The organism is Helicobacter sp. NHP22-001 (assembly GCF_030270165.1).
Taxonomy (GTDB): domain Bacteria; phylum Campylobacterota; class Campylobacteria; order Campylobacterales; family Helicobacteraceae; genus Helicobacter; species Helicobacter gastrofelis.
In genome coordinates this window covers 1-396 of sequence record NZ_BSWS01000046.1, presented here as the reverse complement: position 1 = coordinate 396, position 396 = coordinate 1, and the positions used below count along the sequence as shown (strand labels likewise).

1 protein-coding gene is annotated in these 396 nt (G+C 69.4%); it reads right to left on the bottom strand.

Annotation, left to right across the window (positions count from 1 at the left end; all coding sequences use genetic code 11):
- On the bottom strand, nt 1-326 hold a 326-nt coding region (locus QSJ47_RS08175), incomplete at its 3' end, for a TonB-dependent receptor plug domain-containing protein (RefSeq protein ID WP_285603026.1).
- Nucleotides 327-396 lie beyond the last annotated feature (70 nt).

The window sequence follows — 396 nt, the reverse complement described above, 5'->3', positions numbered from 1 at the left end:
ATCACCCAGCCCCCGAACGGATCGTTCAGCGGCGCGCCGTCCAGCAGCACCAGCGTCCGTCCCGCGCCTGACGGCGCGATGGCCCTCAGCGACAGCCCCTGGGTCGTCGGATTGGCCGCCAGACTGGTGGTCCGGCGAAACAGCGACACCGCCGGGACGGAGCGCAGGGCCTCGTCGATCCGCGCCGAGCGGGACAATACGGCCTGATCGATCCGCACCACTGAAAAGGCCGCATCCGCCGCCGCTGGGGGCAGCCGGGCGGCGGTCACGACGATGTCCGGCAGAGCCGCTGGCGCGACGATTGGGGGAGGAGCGTCTTGCAGCATTCGCTGTCGATACGGGTTGGCGACCTGTGGCGAAAGCCCAAGCGACAAAATGACCGTCCATCGTCGTGCG